Below are 17,372 nucleotides of genomic sequence, written 5' to 3'. Positions count from 1 at the left end.
GTCAACGTCACAACTTGATAGCTCGATCGGATGAATTCCGCGTGCGCCCTCCCCAACTGATGACTGCTCAACTACCGTTGAGCCGCTGCCCGGCGGGTCTCGGAACACCGCCCCGCAGCCCCATACTTCACCTGCTTCACCACCCCCTTCACCGGCACCTTCCCGCCCTCACGAGGAGGACCCGCTGGCCAGCGACATCCCGTCACCGCGGCTCGATCCCAGCTCCGAGCCGACCCTCCTCGGGTTGCACCGCTTCAACGAGGCCGACGCCGGCGCGGCCGAGGAAGCCCTCCTCGCCTGCTGCGGCAGCCACCGATGGGCCCTACGGCTCACCGCCCACCGGCCCTACCCCGACATAGAGTCCCTGCTGGCCGCGGCCAGCGAGGCCTCCTACGACCTGCGACCGGCCGACCTGGCCGAGGCGCTGGCGGACGAGAGCTGGATGCCGCAGCCGCTCCTGGGCATGCGCGCACCCGGCAGCCAGGCGGCACACACCGCCCTGCGCGCCGCCCACGCCGCGTACGAGGCCCGGTTCGGGCACGTCTTCGTGGTCTGCCTGGAAGGCGTGGCCCCCGAGGAGATGCTCGACACCGTGCTCAGCTCGATCCGCACGCGACTGGCGCACGACCCGGACGAGGAGCGGTTGATCGCCTCGGACGAGCTGCGCCGGATCGCCCTGACCCGCCTGGAGCACCTGGTCGCCACCCACTCCGAGGCCGGAGCGCGCTGAGCCGCCCCACCCTCACCCGTGCGCCTGCGCGGCGCGGAGCTTCGCCACCTGCTGCCGGACGATCCGATCGTCCGGCGCGGCGGCGGGCTCCGCGCCGACGCCGACGGTGGTGAGCACCGCCAGCACCGGGCCGACCCGGGCCACCACGGCACGCTGGGAGAGCGCCACGCTGCCCGACTCACTCGTCAGGGTGAACCCGGTCACCGCGTCGGCTCCCCCGGGCGTGGGCGTGTCGTCCCGGATCAGCCGGTGCCTGGTCCGCACCGGCTTGCGGCCCTTCTCCGCCGGCGGCGGCGGCGCGGTGGAGACGAACGAGGCGCACGGGCCGAACAGCTTCTCCAGCTCCGACTGCAGCTGCGCCGCCCGCCCGGCCCGGTAGCCGAGCAGTCCTCCGTACACGCCGCCGCCGGGGTCGGCCGCCCGCGCCACGCTCAGATCGGTCTCCGCGTACGGGTCCCCCGGGCCCGGCGAGGGCGTGGCGCCGCCCGCCGCCACCGCCGGGGTCACCGCGTCCAGCAGCGGCTGGCAGGCGGCCAGGTCGGAGACCTCCCGGCCGCCGCCCGAGCCGGTCTCGCCATGACCGGGCGTCATCACCGTCACCGTGTACCCGGCGCCCAGGTCGCCGTCGGCCACGGCGGCCGCCCGCAGCTCGGCGGCGGACAGCTCACGGGCCGGCGCGGCCCGGTCGGCGGAGCCGCCGACCGTGGCGCAGCCCGCGACGAGCAGCAGGGCGCAGACCGCGACGGCGGCGGACGGGCGGGGCGGGCTGAGTGGCACGGGGGCCTCGGCAGGGTGTCGGCGACGGAGCGGGCGGCCACGGTAGCGCAACCGAGTCGTCACGCTGAGTGGCGCGAGCCGCTCAGGTTCCCGCCGCACTAGGCCAGTCGTGCCTGATTGATCACACCTCGGGCCCCCGGAGGCGGTTCGCAATAACGCGTCGATAGGATGCTGGCGGCCGGTGGACCGTACCCGGCCGGGCTGACCGACACCGAAGCCGGCCGAGCCCCCAATCGCTTCCGGAGGGTTTTTCCGTGCCGGCTGGAACGCTGTACCGCGGCCGGGAAGGCATGTGGAGCTGGGTGGCTCATCGAGTCACCGGCGTCCTCATCTTCTTCTTCCTGTTCGCTCATGTCCTGGACACCGCACTGGTGCGGGTGTCGCCCGAGGCGTACGACTCTGTGATTCAGACGTACAAGACGCCCCTGGTGAACCTGATGGAGTACGGCCTGGTGGCCGCCATCCTGTTCCACGCTCTCAACGGCCTGCGGGTCGTCGCCGTCGACTTCTGGTCGAAGGGCCCGAAGTTCCAGAAGCAGATGCTCTGGACCGTGGTCGGGGTGTGGGTCGTCCTGATGGCGGGCGCCTTCTACCCGATCCTTCAGCACACGCTGACCTCTTGGTTCGGGAAGTGATCTGAGACATGACCACGGAATACTCCGACGCCCTGGTGGTCCCCTCCGCCCAGGCGCACACCGGCAAGGGTCTCGGCACCGGTAACCCGGCCGACGCCTTTGTGGTCGAGCCGGCCCGCCAGCGGACCAAGAAGACCCCGCGCCGCACCCGGACCAACTTCGAGATGCTGGCGTGGCTCTTCATGCGCCTGTCCGGCATCGTCCTGGTGGTCCTGATCCTCGGCCACCTGCTGATCATGCTGGTGCTCGACGGTGGCGTCTCCAAGATCGGCTTCGCCTTCGTGGCCGGCCGCTGGGCCTCGCCGTTCTGGCAGGGCTGGGACCTCCTGATGCTCTGGCTCGCCATGCTCCACGGCGCCAACGGCATGCGGACGGTCATCAACGACTACGCCGAGAAGGACTCCACCCGGCTCTGGCTGAAGGGCCTCATGGGCGCCGCCACGGTCTTCACCGTGCTGCTCGGCACCCTGGTGATCTTCACCTTCGACCCGAACATCTAATCGGCAATCGGCAGAGGCCAGAGGCGAGTTAGAACCCCCATGCAGATTCACCAGTACGACACCGTCATCGTCGGCGCCGGTGGCGCCGGCATGCGCGCGGCCATCGAGTCGACCCAGCGCAGCCGCACCGCGGTGCTGACCAAGCTCTACCCCACCCGGTCCCACACCGGCGCGGCCCAGGGCGGCATGTGCGCCGCCTTGGCCAACGTCGAGGAGGACAACTGGGAGTGGCACACCTTCGACACGGTCAAGGGTGGTGACTACCTGGTCGACCAGGACGCCGCCGAGATCATGTGCAAGGAGGCCATCGACGCCGTCCTCGACCTGGAGAAGATGGGCCTGCCCTTCTCCCGCACCGAGCAGGGCCGGATCGACCAGCGCCGCTTCGGCGGTCACTCCCGCAACCACGGCGAGGCCCCGGTCCGCCGGTCCTGCTACGCGGCGGACCGCACCGGTCACATGATCCTCCAGACGCTGTTCCAGAACTGCGTCAAGCACGGCGTCGAGTTCTTCAACGAGTTCTACGTCCTCGACCTGCTGATCAACGAGGGCAAGACGGCCGGCGTCGTCGCCTACGAGCTGGCCACCGGCGAGATCCACGTCTTCCAGGCCAAGTCGGTCGTGTTCGCCTCCGGCGGCACCGGCAAGTTCTTCAAGGTCTCCTCCAACGCCCACACCCTCACCGGTGACGGCCAGGCCCTGGTCTACCGCCGCGGCCTGCCGCTGGAGGACATGGAGTTCTTCCAGTTCCACCCGACGGGCATCTGGCGCATGGGCATCCTGCTCACCGAGGGCGCCCGCGGCGAGGGCGGCATCCTGCGCAACAAGGACGGCGAGCGCTTCATGGAGCGCTACGCCCCCGTCATGAAGGACCTCGCGTCCCGTGACGTCTGCTCCCGCGCGATCTACACCGAGATCCGCGAAGGCCGCGGCTGCGGTCCGGACGGCGACCACGTCTACCTGGACCTCACCCACCTGCCGCCGGAGCAGCTGGACGCCAAGCTCCCGGACATCACCGAGTTCGCGCGCACCTACCTCGGCATCGAGCCCTACACGGACCCGATCCCGATCCAGCCCACCGCGCACTACGCCATGGGCGGCATCCCGACCAACGTCGAGGGTGAGGTCCTGCGCAACAACACGGACGTCGTCCCGGGCCTGTACGCGGCCGGCGAGGTCGCCTGCGTCTCGGTCCACGGCGCCAACCGCCTGGGCACCAACTCGCTGCTGGACATCAACGTCTTCGGCAAGCGCGCGGGCATCGCCGCCGCCGACTACGCGCAGACGGTGGACTACACCGAGCTGCCCGAGAACCCGGCCGAGAAGGTGCAGGCGCTGGTCGACGGCCTGCGCGAGTCCACCGGCACCGAGTCCGTGGCGCAGATCCGCAAGGAGCTGCAGGAGACCATGGACACCAACGCCATGGTCTACCGCACCGGCGCGACCCTGAAGCAGGCCGTCGAGGACATCGCCGCCCTGCGCGAGCGCTACAAGAACGTCGCCATCCAGGACAAGGGCTACCGTTACAACACGGACCTCCTGGAGGCCGTCGAGCTGGGCAACCTGCTCGACCTGGCCGAGGTGCTGGCCGTCTCCGCGCTCGCCCGCGAGGAGTCGCGCGGCGGTCACTACCGCGAGGACTTCCCGACCCGTGACGACGTGAAGTTCATGCAGCACACCATGGCGTACCAGGAGGTTGCCGAGGACGGCACCACCTCCATCCGCCTCGACTACAAGCCGGTCGTCACGACCCGCTACCAGCCGATGGAGCGTAAGTACTGATGAGCACTCCTACCGTGGAGAAGCACTCGGCCGCTCTGGACGCGGTCGAGGCGGGCGGCGTCGAGCTGATCACCGTCACCTTCCGGATCCGCCGGTTCAACCCGGAGGAGCACCCGGACCCGGTGTGGGTCGACTACCAGCTGACCCTGGACCCGAAGGAGCGCGTCCTGGACGCGCTCAACAAGATCAAGTGGGAGCAGGACGGCACCCTCACCTACCGCCGTTCCTGCGCGCACGGCATCTGCGGCTCCGACGCGATGCGGATCAACGGCCGCAACCGGCTGGCGTGCAAGACCCTGATCAAGGACGTCAACCCGGAGAAGCCGATCACGATCGAGGCCATCAAGGGCCTCACGGTCCTCAAGGACCTGGTCGTGGACATGGACCCGTTCTTCCAGGCGTACAAGGACGTCATGCCGTTCCTCATCACCAAGGGGAACGACCCGACCCGCGAGCGCCTGCAGTCCGCCGAGGACCGCGAGCGGTTCGACGACACCACCAAGTGCATCCTGTGCGCCGCGTGCACGTCGTCCTGCCCGGTCTTCTGGAACGACGGCCAGTACTTCGGCCCGGCCGCGATCGTCAACGCGCACCGCTTCATCTTCGACTCGCGCGACGAGGGTGCGGAGCAGCGGCTGGAGATCCTGAACGACCGTGAGGGCGTCTGGCGCTGCCGGACCACCTTCAACTGCTCGGAGGCCTGCCCGCGTGGCATCGAGGTCACCAAGGCGATCCAGGAAGTGAAGCGGGCGCTGGTCACCCGCCGTTTCTGAGCCCTGCCGCACGACGGAGGCCCCGCCCGATCCGATGATCGGGCGGGGCCTCCTCGCATGCCCGGGCCCAGCGCAGCGCGCCGAGGTCCTTCGGCGCGAACGGGCCGCTGTACGTCACTTCGATCTTTGATCAAGCGGTGTGGATCTTTCCAGCGGCCCCTCGGGCAACAGGGACCGACCGGTCAGTCGGCGGCGGGCTCGCGCCGGGTCGCGCGCAGGCCGCGGACGCCCACGGCGCCGACGGCGACGCCGAGGACGAAGGAGGTCACGGCGAGCAGGAGGTGGATCCAGAAGAAGGCGGTCGGCTGCGCGTGGTCGCCGTCGGTGAAGGCCTGGCCGCCCGAGTCCTTCCAGAGGTTCTTGACGAAGGTGACCCAGATGATCATGGACCAGACGCCGAAGGCGGTCAGGAACCAGGAGGTGCGGCGGCTGAGCTTCATGGACGGTCCTCGGCGGCTGACGTGAAGATGGTGTGCGGCTCCAGTATGCGCGGGCGGCCGTTCGGCGTACGGCGGCCCCCTCCTGCGGAGGACGGGCCCGGAGGGGCGGACGGCGGGGCCCCGGACTGGGTACGGTCTGCTGGTGCCCACACGCCGTAAGCTCGCACACCTGCTCGCCGCGTACGCCGCGGCGCTCCCCGTCCTCCTCGCCTCCCCGGCGGCCGTCGCGGCCCCGCACGAGCCGCCGCCCCCGCAGGCCGCGATCGGCGGCGAGCGGCTGGGGCTGTCCGGTGTCCAGGTGGCCCCGCTGGCCGGTGCTCCGGCCCTGCCGGGGGATCTCACCGGGCAGTCCTGGATAGTCGCCGACGCGGCGTCAGGGGACGTGCTGGCGGCCAGCAATCCGCACCGGCGGCTCGCGCCGGCCAGCACCCTGAAGATCCTCTTCGCGGACACCGTGCTGCCCAAGTTCGACCGCAACCTGGTGCACAAGGTCGAGGACGCCGAGATCCAGGGGATCGGCGCCGGCAGCAGTCTGGTCGGCATCAAGGAGGACCTGGAGTACAAGGTCGAGGACCTCTGGCGCGGGGTGTTCCTCAGCTCCGGCAACGACGCGGTGCACGTCCTGTCGCACATGAACGGCGGGGTCCAGCAGACCGTCACCGAGATGCAGGCCCGCGCGAATTCGCTGCAGGCCCGGGACACCACGGTGATCTCCCCGGACGGCTACGACATGGCCGGCCAGGTCTCCTCGGCCTACGACCTGACCCTGTTCGCCCGGGCCGGGCTGCGCAATCCCGACTTCCGGATGTACTGCGCCACCCGGGACGCGATGTTCCCCGGCGCGGTGGACAAGAACACCGGCCAGCGGGGCAGCTTCGGGATCGCCAACACCGACCGGCTGCTGGGCAAGTACCCGGGCCTGATCGGCGTGAAGAACGGTTTCACCACCGAGGCCGGCTCGACCTTCGTCGGCGCCGCCGAACGGAACGGCCGCACCCTGCTGGTGACGGTGATGCACCCGTCGACGTACCAGAAGGTCTACGACGAGACGGCGGCGCTGCTGGACTGGGGGTTCGCGGCGGCCGACAAGGTCACGCCGGTCGGCCGGCTGGTGGACGAGGCGCCGGCCGGCGGTGAGCCGGCACCGACCGGGCAGGCGGGCGGCACCGCGGGCGCGCCCGCGCCGCCGCCGCACCCGTCGCCGGCCGCCACCGCGTCCGCCCAGGCCGCTCCGGGCGGCGACGACGGGGGCGACGGGCTCGGTCCGGTCGGCTGGGTGGGGATCGGGCTCGCCCTCGCGGTGGGCGGCGCCGGCGCGCTGGTCGTGCTGCGGCGGCGCCGGCCCTCCTGAACCGGCACCGCCCCGCCCGCCGGGCCCGGCCTCACTCCTGGGGCCGGGCCTTCGGCTCGCCGCCCTCGCCGCCCTCGCCGCCCGCGCGCTCGGCCGTCTCCGCCGCCTCGGCCTCGTCCGCGGCCGCCACCATGGCCGCGGCACGCGCGCGGGCCCGGTCCCGGGCGGCGGCCGGGTCGGCCGTCGCCGTCCAGGCGACGCAGTACATCAGCAGCCGGGAGACGAAGTTGATCCAGAGCAGCAGCGCCACCGGGACGCCGAAGGCCCCGTAGAGGCTCTTCCCGGCGACCGAGCCGAGGTAGGAGGCGAGCAGGATCTTCAGCAGCTCGAAGCCGACCCCGCCGATCAGCGCGCCCTGCAGCACGTCCCGCCGGTGCTGGCCGCCGATCCGGGGGAAGGGCGCCAGCAGGTAGGCGAAGAGCACCATGTCGGAGGCGACCGCGATCAGCAGGCCGACGCCGGTCAGCAGATAGCCGCCGGGCCCGCCCGTGCCCAGGCCGATCCAGCCGGCGATCCGGCCGGCCAGCGTCGTCCCGGCGGCCGAGGCCGCCAGCGAGAAGAGCGAGACCAGGCCCAGGCCGCCCAGCACCACGCAGTCCCAGACCTTGCGCAGGACCGGGTTGCCCTCCTCCTCGGGCAGCTGCCAGACGTCCCGGATCGAGGTGCGCATGGTGTCCACCCAGCCGAGGCCGGAGATCAGCAGCAGCACGCCGCTGACCAGCCCGACGGCGCCGGCGTTGGCCACCAGCGAGGACAGGTTGAGCGCGTCCGAGATCCCCGGCAGCTGGTCGGAGATGCGCTTCTGGAGCTCGTCGACCCGCGAGTCGGTCAGGGTGGCGACGGCGATCGCCAGCGCCACGGTGAGCAGCGGGAAGAGCGCCAGGAAGCCGAAGAAGGTGACCGCGCCGGCCAGCCGGTTGCCGCGCGCGGCGGTGAAGTGCTCGTAGACGCGGTACGGGCGGCTGCGCAGGACCCACGCCACGAGCGGGCCGACGACCGGGAGGCGGGTGAGGAAGTCCACCTGTCCGGTTATACCGCCCGTTCGCCCGAACGGGCGTCAGGCTCGGCGGGCGGCACGGGGGTCGGGGCGGCCGCCGGGGTCCGCGGGGCGGGCCGGCGGCGGGGTCAGCGCTTCAGCAGCCGGCGGGCCCGGGCCAGCGCGCGGACCGTCCGGTAGGCGCCGTAGCGGCCGTGGCTCAGCAGCTCGGTGCGCACGCCCTCGGCCCCGGCGGGCGGGGTGTAGCCGGCCGGGCGCAGCCGGGCGCAGTGCTCGGCGGCCCGCCGGAAGTAGGCGCGGCGGTCCGCGGCCGGGACCCGGCCGGGCTTGGAGACCACGGTGTTGAGGTGGTGCAGCATCCGGCCGTAGACCACCGGGCGCCAGCGGTCGAGGTCCGGGCGGCCGTCCAGGAAGGCGAAGACCAGGTCGTACTGGGCGAAGACGTCGAAGTGCTTGCGCGAGGCGGTGGCGAGGATGTTGCCGCCCTCCTGGCGCTGGCGGTAGTGCACGCCGACCTGGTCGAGCAGGGTGATGCTCGCCGCGGCGAGCAGCGCCGGGTAGGTCCAGGGGGTGTCCTCGTAGTAGCCCGCGGGGAAGGTGAGGCCCTGCTCGGCGATGAAGCCGCGGCGGTAGGCCTTGTTCCAGACCACCTGCAGCAGGTCCAGCAGGTCGGGGCGGCGGTCGAGGTCGAAGACGTCCGGGGAGTCGGCGCCGAAGACGTGCGCCGAGGCGGCCCGGGTGATCCGGCCGTCGGCATAGGTGCGGGCGTAGTCGTAGACCAGGACGTCCGGGTCGCCGCCGGCCGCCAGCCGGTCGTCGACGGCCTTGAGCAGGCCGGGGGTCAGCGTGTCGTCGCTGTCGAGGAAGATCACGTAGTCGCCGGTGGCGACCTCCAGGCCGGCGTTGCGGGCCCGGCCGAGGCCGACGTTCTCCGCCAGGTGCAGCACCCGCACCCGCGGGTCGCGGCCGGCGGCCTCGTCGAGGATCGCGCCGCAGCCGTCCGGGGAGCGGTCGTCCACCGCGATCAGTTCGAAGTCCGGGCCGCCCTGGCCGAGCACCGAGTCGAGGCACTCGGGGAGGTACTCCTGGACCCTGTGAACGGGGACGATGACGCTGAAGCGGGGCATGGGCACAGAGTAGTGGCCGCCCGCGCGGCCGGTCCCACCGCGCCCGGGCGGCCGCGGCGGCCCGGAGCCCCGGAGACCCCGCAGGGCCGGACGGTAGGATCGTCGGGCACGTACGCACCGGTTCAAAGTGCGGCCAGACCCCCACCGGGCTGCCACGCTCCTTCCCAAGAAAGGCCTGCGTAGCCGATGGCTCCCCGCCTCTCCATCGTCGTTCCGATCTACAACGTCGAGCGCTACCTCGTGGAATGCCTCGACTCGATCGCCGCCCAGACCTTCACGGACTTCGAGTGCGTCATGGTCGACGACGGTTCGAAGGACGGCAGCGCGGCACTCGCCGAGGCGTACGCCGCCAAGGACTCCCGGTTCCGGCTGGTCCGCCAGGTGAACAAGGGCCTCGGCGCGGCCCGCAACACCGGCATCCGCCACATCGACCCGGACGGCGAGTTCCTCTGCTTCGTCGACTCCGACGACTCGATGCCGCCGAGCGCCTACGAGCTGATGATCAACACGCTCGACGAGACCGGCTCGGACTTCGCCACCGGCAACGTGCTGCGGTTCCGCGCGGTGGGCTACTACCAGTCCGGCGGGCACTCGCGGCCGTTCAAGGAGACCAGGCTCAAGACCCACGTCACCGAGATCCCCGCGCTGGTCACCGACCGCACGGCGTGGAACAAGGTGTACCGCCGCTCCTTCTTCGACGCGGCCGGCATCCTCTACCCCGAGGGCATCCTGTACGAGGACGCCCCGGTCAGCGTGCCGCACCACTACCTCGCCACCAGCGTGGACGTGCTCTCCGAGCCGATCTACCACTGGCGCGAGCGCGAGGTCGGCGAGATGTCGATCACGCAGATGCGGACCAACCCCAAGGGCCTGGTCGACCGCGTCACCTCGGTGGAGCTGGTCCGCACCTGGCTGAAGAAGCAGACCGACCCGCGCTTCGCGGAGTACCTGCGCTCCTACGACGAGAACACCCTCGTCGAGGAGATCCCGATGTTCTTCTGGTCCGTCGTGGACGGCGACAAGGAGTACCGGGACGCCTACCAGAAGAACGTCAGCCGGCTGCTCCGGGCGATCGGCCCCGAGCAGGTCCGCAAGCTGCGCGCGCCGCTGCGGCTGAAGTACCACCTGACCCTGTCGGGCCGGATCGACGAGTTCGTCGAGCAGATCAAGTACGAGGGCGAGAGCAACGGCGGTGTCGCCGCCCGCGGCCTGCTGCGCCCGTACGCCGACTACCCGTTCCTGCGCGGCGGGCGCAAGAGCGTGCCGTCCGGCATCCTCAAGCTGGACAACTCGCTGGTGATGCGCAGCCGGCTGTACGAGTCGGCCTGGGAGGGCGGCAAGCTCCAGCTGACCGGGCACGCGTACCCGGAGCAGTTGGGCGCCGAGAACCGGCACGACATGGTGCGGGTGCTGGTGCTGCGCGAGGCCAAGGGCCGCCGCGTGCTGGCCGTGCCGACCCGGACGCAGTACAGCCCGGAGGCCACCGCCAGCTGCCACCACGACCTGTACAACTGCGACTGGGCCGGCTTCACCGCCGCCATCGACCCCAAGCGGCTCAAGCACCGGGGCCAGTGGAAGGACGGCAACTGGCGCGTCCTGGTGGCCGGCGCCGGCAAGGGCGGCGTCTACAAGGGCCGGATCTGGGCGGGCTGGAGCGACACCGCCCAGTACCTCCCCGCGCACTGGGTCGAGCCGGACGTCCGGATCGTGCCGTGGGTCCGCGACGGCAGCGTCTACCTGCGGGTGGAGACGGTCCGGACCCGGGTGACCGGGCTGACCGTGCGGGACGGCCGGCTGGAGGTCTCCGGCGCGGCCCGCTCCGGCCCGAACCTCGCCGGGGCCCGCCTCAAGCTGACCCACGTCGAGTCGGACCGCGAGCTGGTGTACCCGCTGGAGCTCACCGCCCCGGTCGGCACGCTCCAGCCGTTCACCGCCTCCTGCCCGGTCGACGAGCTGACCGCCGTCCGCGAGGCCTGGGCCGAGCTCGACCCGATCGCCCCGGAGCGGGCCCGGGACCGCTGGGACACCGCCATACTGCTCCCCGACGGCAGCACCGTGCCGGTGGCCTGGGACGACCGCAACGCGCCCGAGCAGCTGCACCTGCCGCTGAACCCGGACGCCCCGGTCGACGAGCGCCGCGCGCTGTACTCGAAGCCCTCCCCCGGCGGCTACCTCCAGCTCTCCGACCAGCTGCTGCAGCCAGTGGTCACCGAGGTCGCCTCGCGCGGCGCGGACGGCTTCCTGCTCAGCGGCTCCTTCCCGCTGCCCGGCACGCACCGCTGGGAGCTGGTCGTGCGGCACAACTGGCGCGAGGAGGAGCACGTCTACCCCGTGGAGATCGCGGACGGCGGGTTCCGGGCCGCGCTGCCGGCGGTGCCGACGGCCTCCTTCGCCGGCCGGGTGCCGCTCGCGCAGGGCACCTGGGACGTCTTCTTCCGCCCGCTCGGCGAGCCGGTCGACACGCTCGCGACCCGCTACGCGCTGATCGCGCCGGGGTGCTTCGGCGCCCTGCCGCTGGAGGTGGAGTCGCGCGGCAAGCGGATCGTGCTGGAGCGCCGCCACTACGACGGCCTCTCGCTGGAGTCGCACTCCGCGCTGCTGCCCGAGGAGCGCAGCGGCTACCGCCAGCGCCAGCTGCGCACCACCGACTACCCGTCGGCCCGCCGGCTGCCGCTGCGCGACACCGTGCTCTACAACGTCGCGCTCGGCGGCCTCTACGCGGACTCGCCGCGGGCGATCCACGAGGAGCTGGTCCGCCGCGGCCTGCCGCTGGAGCACCTGTGGGGCAGCGACGACCTGCAGGCCGAGCTGCCGCAGACGGCGGGCGCGATCCGGCTCTGGAGCCCCGAGTGGTTCGAGGCGCTGGCCACCGCCAAGTACGTCGTCACCAGCGCGCACCTGCCGGACTTCTTCGTCCGCCGCCCCGGCCAGGTGGTCGTGCAGACCTGGCACGGCACCCCGCTGAAGCAGATCGGGTACGACTTCGAGAAGGTCTGGTTCACCGACGCCAACTACCTGAAGGGCGTCGCCAAGGAGGTCCCGAACTGGAGCATGCTGGTGGCCGGCAACAGCTGGTCGGCACCGGTGCTGCGCCGCGCGTTCGACTTCAAGGGCGAGATCCTGGAGAGCGGCGCGCCGCGCAACGACCTGCTGTTCGCGCCCGACCGGGAGAAGACCGCCGAGCAGGTCCGCGAGCGGCTCGGCCTGCCCGAGGGCAAGAAGGTCGTGCTCTACGCGCCGACCTTCCGTGAGGACCGCCGGCGGCCGAACGGCGGCTACCAGATCGACCTGCGGATCGACCTGGAGGCGGCCAGGGCGGCGCTCGGCGAGGACCAGGTGCTGCTGGTCCGCCGGCACAGCGTGATGTGCGGTCAGATCCCCGGCGCCGGCAACGGCTACATCTGGGACGTCGGCAGCTACCCCGACATGGCCGAGCTGCTGCTGATCGCGGACGTCCTGGTCACCGACTACTCGGCGACGCTGTTCGACTTCGCCGCGACCGGCAAGCCGGTCCTGTTCTTCACGCACGACCTGGAGCACTACCGCGACAACCTGCGCGGCTTCAGCCTCGACTACGAGGCGGAGGTGCCCGGCCCGCTGCTGGCCACCTCCGAGGAGCTGGTCGCCGCCCTGGGCCGGGTGGACGAGCTGACCGGCGAGTACGCCGAGAAGTACACGGCGTTCCGCGAGGCGTACTGCGACCTGGACGACGGCCAGGCCGCGGCCCGCGTGGTGGACGGGATGCTCCGCCAGCAGTAACCGGCACCGCCCGAGGGCGCCCGACGCGAATCCCGCGTCGGGCGCCTTCGCGTTTTCCGGGAACGGCCCGGGTAAATCCTTCTTCCATTTACGTGAACATTGCACTCGAACACGTGTTTCGCAGACGAATTTCTCATCAATTTCACCGGGACACGCAGTTGACCCCGGATGTCATTTCGGTATTCGATATCGAATCGGCCCTCGTCCGCTCCCCCCGGTACGAAGGCCCCCCGGACCACCGCCATGGATCGGGATCCCGTTCCGAAGGGCCACCCCCCATGCCTGTGCTCACCCGGTTCGTCCTCCCGCACCCCGCCCCCCACGCGCACGACGACCTGCCGCCCGCCGACGAGGGCGTCGCCTTCGGCCTGCTGCGCGCCCGCTGGACGGCCCGCGGCCTCGAACTCACCGGCTTCGCCCGCCCCGACGACCTGGACACCGCCCGCCCCGGCTCCGCCTGGACCTGGCTGACCCTGCTCCGCGACGACGACGAACCGCCCGTCCACCTGCGGTCCCGGCCGCGCCGGCTGCCCGAGATCACCGACGACAGTGCCCAGCCCGACCACAACCACGACTGGTCCGGCTTCACCGCCCTGGTCGAACCGCGCCGGCTGCGGCGCGGCGAGGAGTGGCTGCTCGGCGACTGGCGGATCGGGGCCACCCTCTTCACCCGCCCCCGGCCCACCCGGCTGCGCCGCCAGTACGGCGCCCTCGCCCCGCACTGGTGCGGCTCCGGCGAGTACCCGCCGGCCCGCTGGGTCGACCGCGACGTCCGCCTCCAACCGCACTTCGACGACGGCCGGCTGGGGCTGCGACTCGAACGCCCCGGCGTCCGGCTCACCCACGCCGCCCCCGCCCCGGACGGCCTCGACCTGCGCGGCACCGCCGGGCACTGCCCGCCCGGCACCGCGCTGCGGCTGCGCCACCGGGAGAGCGACGCCGTGCTGCTGCGGCCGGTCACCCGGACCGGCGACACCTTCGCCGTCCACCTGCCGTACCGGCCCTTCACCGCGCAGGGCCGCGGCACCGGCCGGCCGGAGCACTGGGACGCCGAACTGCTGCGCCCGGACGGCTCCACCGAGCAGCTCACCCTGGACGAGCGGGGCGGCCCGGTGGCCGGCCAGCACGCGCTGCCCGGGGCCCGGGACCGGGCGCTCTACCTGAAGCACCTGGCCGACGGCCGGCTCCAGCTCTGCGTCCAGCCCGCCGCCGGCTACGTGGAGCGGATCGCCGTCCGGGCCGGCGGCTTCGAACTCTCCGGGCACTGCCCGGGCGGCGAGCCGCTCGAACTCGTCCTGCGGCACACCGGGACGGCCGGTGAGGTCCGCCACCCGGTCGAGCGCGGCCCGGACGGCCGCTTCCTGGTCCGGCTGCCCGCCACCCGCACCGGCTCCGACGGCACCGCCCTGCCGCTGCGCAAGGGCGTCTGGGAGGCCGCCCTGCACCCGGCCGGCCGGTCCGGGCCGCCGCGGCCGCTGATCGCCGCCCCCGCGGCGCTGCCCGCGCTGCCCGCCGCCACCGGGGCCGGCGGAAAGCGGATCCTGCTCCAACGGCGCTGGCACGACACCCTGCTGGTGGACTCCACGCCCGTGCTCTCCCCCGCCGAGCGCAGCGCCTGGACGCAGGCCCGCCAGCGGGCCGGCGCCTACCCGGCCGCCCGCCGGGAGCCGCTGCGCGAGGCCGTGCTGTACGACGTGTTCGGCGGCCGCGGCTACGCCGACTCACCGCGCGCCGTGCACGCCGAACTCGCCCGCCGCGGCGAGCCGTTGGAGCACCTCTGGGTGGTCGACGACGCCCAGGCCGAGCTGCCCGCCGGAGTCCGCGCGGTGCGGGTCTGGAGCCCCGAGTGGTACCGCGCCCTGGCCACCAGCCGGTACCTGGTGGGCAATACGCACTTCCCCGACTTCCTGGAGCGCCGGGACGGCCAGGTGGTCGTCCAGACCTGGCACGGCTCGCTGCTCAAGCGGATCGCGCACGACGTCGAGAACCCCTGGCTCGCCGACCACGGCTACCTGGAGGCCCTCGACCGGGAGACCCCGCAGTGGAGCCTGCTGCTCTCCCCCAGCCCGTTCGCCACCCCGATCCTGCGCCGGGCGTTCCGCTACCGGGGCGAGATCCTGGAGTCCGGCTACCCGCGCAACGACGTGCTGGCCCGGCCGGACGCCGCGCTGGCCGCCGCCGTCCGCCGCCGGCTCGGCATCCCCGACGGCCGGCGCGTCGTGCTCTACGCCCCGACCTGGCGCGAGGACCAGCAGCGCGGCGACGGCGACGGGTTCCGGCTCGACCTGCGGATCGACCTCGACCACGCCCGGCGCGCCCTCGGGCGCGACCACGTCCTGCTGATCCGCCCGCACGCACACGTCCGCGAGCCGCTGCCCGGGGCCGGGGACGGCTTCGTGCGCGACTGCGGGGACTACCCCGACGTGCAGGAACTGCTGCTGATCGCGGACGTGTTGGTCACCGACTATTCGTCGATCATGTTCGACTTCGCGATCACCGGCCGCCCGGTGCTGTTCTTCACCTACGACCTGGAGCACTACCGCGACACGCTGCGCGGCTTCTCCTTCGACTTCGAGGCGCAGGCCCCCGGCCCGCTCGTCCCCACCTCGGCCGGGCTGCTCGACGCGCTGCGCGGGCTCGCCGACGACGGCTCCGGCCCGCCGGCCGGGCACCGGGAGCGCTACCGCGCCTTCCGTGCGACGCACTGCGGGCTGGAGGACGGCGCCGCCGCCCGCCGGGTGGTCGACCGGATGCTGGACCTCGGCCGGGCGGGTGCCCGGGGGACGCCGTGACCGGGCGGCGCGGGGCCGGTCCGGCGCGGGTGCGGGTGCAGGTGCGGACACGGGTGCGGACACGGGTGCGGACGCGGGTGCCGGTCGGGTCCGGCCGCGGTGCGGGTCAGCCGAAGGTGTAGGAGCGCCAGGGGCGCCAGACCTCGTCGGCGTCGAACCGGGAGAGGCCGAAGCCCGGCACCGCGAAGGCCGCCCGGAAGCCGCGGGACTGCTCGTACGCCTGGTCCAGCACGTCCTCGGACAGCCCGTGCACCACCGTGACGTGCGGGTGGTACGGGAAGGCCAGCTCCCGGGCCAGCGGGCCGGAGCGGATGTCCGCCTCCAGCAGCCGGCACTCCTGGGCGCCCTCCTCGACCCGGACGAAGACCACCGGCGAGACCGGGCGGAAGGTACCGCTGCCGCGCAGCAGCATCCGGAACGACCGGTGCGTCCGGGCCACCGCCGCCAGGTGCTCCTCGATCTTCGGCAGCTCGGCCGCCGCCACCTCGGTCGGCGGCAGCAGGGTGACGTGCGTGGGTATCGACCGGGCCAGCGGATCACCGTACCCGGCCCGCGCGTCCTGGATCGCCGAGCCGTACGGATCCGGGACGCTCACGGACACGCCGATGGTGACGACCTCGGGGAGGTCGTCACCACCGGGCAGGCTCGTCAGGGGCGTCACCGCTTGGCGGCCTGGAGGAAGCCGATCCGGTCGTACACCGTCTCCAGCGTCTGCGACGCCACCGCGCGGGCCTTCTCCGCACCGATCGCCAGCACCCGGTCCAGCTCGGCCGGGTCGTCCAGGAAGGTGCGGGTGCGCTCCTGGAAGGGCGTCACCCACTCGGTGAACAGCTCGGCCAGCTCGGTCTTCAGGGCGCCGTACATCTTGCCCTCGAAGTGCGCGACCAGCTGGTCGACCGACTGGCCGCTGAGCGCGGAGTGGATGCGCAGCAGGTTGGAGACGCCGGCCTTCCCCTCCTCGTCGTAGGAGACGACGGTGCCGGTGTCGGTGACGGCGCTCTTGAACTTCTTGGCGCTGACCTTCGGCTCGTCCAGCAGGCTGACCAGGCCCTTGGCCGAGGAGGCCGACTTGCTCATCTTGATGGCCGGGTCCTGGAGGTCCTGGATCTTCGCCGTCTCCTTGAGGATGTACGGCTTCGGCACCGTGAAGGTCGGGCTGTAGCGGGTGTTGAAGCGCTCCGCGAGGTCCCGGGTGAGCTCCACGTGCTGGCGCTGGTCCTCGCCGACCGGCACCGCGTCCGCCTGGTAGAGCAGGATGTCGGCGATCTGCAGGATCGGGTAGGTGAAGAGGCCGACGGAGGTGCTCGCGGCACCCTGCTTGGCCGACTTGTCCTTGAACTGGGTCATCCGGGAGGCCTCGCCGAAGCCGGTGAGGCAGTTCATCACCCAGCCGAGCTGCGCGTGCTCGGGCACGTGGGACTGGACGAACAGGGTGCAGCGCTCCGGGTCCAGGCCCGCACCGAGCAGCTGGGCGGCGGAGATCCGGGTGTTCTGGCGCAGCGTCGCCGGATCCTGCTCCACGGTGATCGCGTGCAGGTCGACCACCATGTAGAAGGCGTCGTTGGCCTCCTGGAGATCGACCCACTGGCGGACGGCACCGAGGTAGTTGCCGAGGTGGAACGAGCCGGAGGTGGGCTGGATGCCGGAGAGCACCCGGGGACGGTCCTTGACCGGACCAGTGACCGCTGCGTTGACCATGCGGGCCATTG

Annotated in this window: 14 protein-coding genes; 8 read left to right on the top strand and 6 right to left on the bottom strand. The window is 72.3% G+C overall.

Annotated features, from left to right (window positions below):
• Positions 1-184: 184 nt before the first annotated feature.
• Positions 185-730, top strand: a complete 546-nt coding sequence (locus tag ACWDRR_RS20760; RefSeq protein ID WP_449773669.1) for a 2-oxo-4-hydroxy-4-carboxy-5-ureidoimidazoline decarboxylase — start codon at positions 185-187, stop codon at positions 728-730.
• A gap of 12 nt (positions 731-742) precedes the next feature.
• On the opposite strand, the gene ACWDRR_RS20755 is transcribed toward ACWDRR_RS20760, so the two are convergent.
• The gene (locus ACWDRR_RS20755; RefSeq protein WP_449773636.1) at positions 743-1,507 is read right to left on the bottom strand and encodes a hypothetical protein; all 765 of its coding nucleotides are present in this window, start codon (positions 1,505-1,507) and stop codon (positions 743-745) included.
• Between the two features lie 254 nt (positions 1,508-1,761).
• Between ACWDRR_RS20755 and sdhC the strand changes: the two genes are divergently transcribed.
• The 4 genes from sdhC to ACWDRR_RS20735 are packed head-to-tail and all read left to right on the top strand — an operon-like array spanning position 1,762 to position 5,197.
• On the top strand, positions 1,762-2,142 hold the full coding sequence (gene sdhC / locus ACWDRR_RS20750) for a succinate dehydrogenase, cytochrome b556 subunit (RefSeq protein WP_360631421.1): 381 nt from the start codon (positions 1,762-1,764) through the stop codon (positions 2,140-2,142).
• A gap of 8 nt (positions 2,143-2,150) precedes the next feature.
• Positions 2,151-2,642, top strand: a complete 492-nt coding sequence (locus tag ACWDRR_RS20745; protein WP_360631424.1) for a succinate dehydrogenase hydrophobic membrane anchor subunit — start codon at positions 2,151-2,153, stop codon at positions 2,640-2,642.
• 39 nt (positions 2,643-2,681) lie between these two features.
• Positions 2,682-4,424 carry a succinate dehydrogenase flavoprotein subunit gene (gene sdhA, locus ACWDRR_RS20740; protein WP_449773635.1) on the top strand — a complete coding sequence of 581 codons (1,743 nt, stop codon included), beginning with the start codon at positions 2,682-2,684 and terminating at the stop codon, positions 4,422-4,424.
• Positions 4,424-5,197 carry a succinate dehydrogenase iron-sulfur subunit gene (locus tag ACWDRR_RS20735; RefSeq protein WP_371518497.1) on the top strand — a complete coding sequence of 258 codons (774 nt, stop codon included), beginning with the start codon at positions 4,424-4,426 and terminating at the stop codon, positions 5,195-5,197. The genes sdhA and ACWDRR_RS20735 overlap by 1 nt, the downstream gene beginning before the upstream one ends.
• A gap of 182 nt (positions 5,198-5,379) precedes the next feature.
• Here the strand turns inward: ACWDRR_RS20735 and ACWDRR_RS20730 are convergent, their stop codons facing one another.
• Entirely contained in the window at positions 5,380-5,637 is a 258-nt protein-coding gene (locus ACWDRR_RS20730) for an SCO4848 family membrane protein (protein ID WP_449773634.1), read from the bottom strand.
• 142 nt (positions 5,638-5,779) lie between these two features.
• On the opposite strand from ACWDRR_RS20730, the gene ACWDRR_RS20725 reads away from it, so the two are divergent.
• Positions 5,780-6,988, top strand: a complete 1,209-nt coding sequence (locus ACWDRR_RS20725; RefSeq protein WP_449773633.1) for a D-alanyl-D-alanine carboxypeptidase family protein — start codon at positions 5,780-5,782, stop codon at positions 6,986-6,988.
• A 31-nt stretch (positions 6,989-7,019) separates the two neighbouring features.
• Here the strand turns inward: ACWDRR_RS20725 and ACWDRR_RS20720 are convergent, their stop codons facing one another.
• Together ACWDRR_RS20720 and ACWDRR_RS20715 are read right to left on the bottom strand one after the other, a co-directional pair.
• Positions 7,020-8,009: a YihY/virulence factor BrkB family protein gene (locus ACWDRR_RS20720; RefSeq protein ID WP_449773632.1), complete on the bottom strand. Its 990-nt coding sequence runs from the start codon at positions 8,007-8,009 to the stop codon at positions 7,020-7,022.
• A 104-nt stretch (positions 8,010-8,113) separates the two neighbouring features.
• Entirely contained in the window at positions 8,114-9,112 is a 999-nt protein-coding gene (locus tag ACWDRR_RS20715; protein WP_449773631.1) for a glycosyltransferase family 2 protein, read from the bottom strand.
• Positions 9,113-9,298: 186 nt separating this feature from the next.
• On the opposite strand from ACWDRR_RS20715, the gene ACWDRR_RS20710 reads away from it, so the two are divergent.
• Together ACWDRR_RS20710 and ACWDRR_RS20705 are read left to right on the top strand one after the other, a co-directional pair.
• Positions 9,299-12,871, top strand: coding sequence for a bifunctional glycosyltransferase/CDP-glycerol:glycerophosphate glycerophosphotransferase (locus tag ACWDRR_RS20710; protein ID WP_449773630.1), 3,573 nt, complete (start codon positions 9,299-9,301; stop codon positions 12,869-12,871).
• A gap of 278 nt (positions 12,872-13,149) precedes the next feature.
• Positions 13,150-15,663 carry a CDP-glycerol glycerophosphotransferase family protein gene (locus ACWDRR_RS20705; RefSeq protein ID WP_449773629.1) on the top strand — a complete coding sequence of 838 codons (2,514 nt, stop codon included), beginning with the start codon at positions 13,150-13,152 and terminating at the stop codon, positions 15,661-15,663.
• A 106-nt stretch (positions 15,664-15,769) separates the two neighbouring features.
• On the opposite strand, the gene ACWDRR_RS20700 is transcribed toward ACWDRR_RS20705, so the two are convergent.
• Both ACWDRR_RS20700 and trpS read right to left on the bottom strand, forming a co-directional pair.
• On the bottom strand, positions 15,770-16,324 hold the full coding sequence (locus tag ACWDRR_RS20700; protein WP_449773628.1) for a 2'-5' RNA ligase family protein: 555 nt from the start codon (positions 16,322-16,324) through the stop codon (positions 15,770-15,772).
• Positions 16,321-17,361, bottom strand: a complete 1,041-nt coding sequence (trpS, locus tag ACWDRR_RS20695) for a tryptophan--tRNA ligase (protein ID WP_449773627.1) — start codon at positions 17,359-17,361, stop codon at positions 16,321-16,323. Before trpS ends, ACWDRR_RS20700 begins: the two co-directional genes overlap by 4 nt.
• Between the last annotated feature and the right edge of the window lie 11 nt (positions 17,362-17,372).

The sequence above is a fragment of the Kitasatospora sp. NPDC003701 genome (genome assembly GCF_053587085.1).
The sequence above is the reverse complement of the archived record's forward strand: the minus strand, read 5'-3'. Positions and strand labels throughout refer to the sequence as shown.

Coding starts and splice junctions, on each gene's coding strand:
- ACWDRR_RS20745 (WP_360631424.1), top strand. CDS start 2,151: ATGACCACGGAATACTCCGACGCCCTGGTGGTCCCCTCCGCCCAGGCG.
- sdhA (WP_449773635.1), top strand. CDS start 2,682: ATGCAGATTCACCAGTACGACACCGTCATCGTCGGCGCCGGTGGCGCC.
- ACWDRR_RS20735 (WP_371518497.1), top strand. CDS start 4,424: ATGAGCACTCCTACCGTGGAGAAGCACTCGGCCGCTCTGGACGCGGTC.
- ACWDRR_RS20730 (WP_449773634.1), bottom strand. CDS start 5,637: ATGAAGCTCAGCCGCCGCACCTCCTGGTTCCTGACCGCCTTCGGCGTC.
- ACWDRR_RS20715 (WP_449773631.1), bottom strand. CDS start 9,112: ATGCCCCGCTTCAGCGTCATCGTCCCCGTTCACAGGGTCCAGGAGTAC.
- ACWDRR_RS20710 (WP_449773630.1), top strand. CDS start 9,299: ATGGCTCCCCGCCTCTCCATCGTCGTTCCGATCTACAACGTCGAGCGC.
- ACWDRR_RS20705 (WP_449773629.1), top strand. CDS start 13,150: ATGCCTGTGCTCACCCGGTTCGTCCTCCCGCACCCCGCCCCCCACGCG.
- trpS (WP_449773627.1), bottom strand. CDS start 17,361: ATGGTCAACGCAGCGGTCACTGGTCCGGTCAAGGACCGTCCCCGGGTG.